The organism is Ochrobactrum sp. SFR4, assembly GCF_019730395.1.
Taxonomy (GTDB): Bacteria; Pseudomonadota; Alphaproteobacteria; order Rhizobiales; family Rhizobiaceae; genus Pseudochrobactrum.
The window spans coordinates 1-479 of record NZ_JAAPBB010000182.1 but is presented as its reverse complement, the minus strand read 5'-3'; the positions used below and the strand labels follow the sequence as shown (position 1 = coordinate 479).

General features: G+C 69.3%; 1 pseudogene. It reads left to right on the top strand.

The window, feature by feature from the left end:
• Positions 1 to 207: 207 nt before the first annotated feature.
• A pseudogene (locus HBA93_RS18485) lies at positions 208 to 479 on the top strand (hypothetical protein); the annotation flags it as partial.

Sequence of the window (479 nt, the reverse complement as noted above, 5' to 3'; positions counted from 1 at the left end):
GGGGGGGGGGGGGGGGGGGGGGGGGGGGGGGGTGGGGGCGGTGCGGGGGGGGACAGTGTGCCGACAGGGGGAGGCACGACCGAGCCGAATTCTGGTGTGACAGTGGCCTGGCCGGATGGGACGCAGACGCACCGCAACACATGGAAGGTTCAGGACGCCGGCGAGCTGGCCTATAGCCAGCTAGAGCGCCGCCTGTCGCGGTCGGGCGTGAAGGAAACGACGCTCGACTATACCCGCGACTTTGCCGAGCGGCGCGGGATCGCGGAGCAAATGGGCGTCCGCAGCGAGATCGAGATTCCGGCCGAGCGCACCGGGCTACGTGCGGAACGGGAGTCGACGGCCGGGGATCATGCCCTTGATCGGAGATCCTCGCAAAAAGTTCGCGCGGATCTCGCGCAGGATCTTCGTGCAGATCCGCGCGAGGATCTCGCCGGCGATCGACAGCAGCGCCAACGGCCGTTCGAGGGCCTGAAACTCGG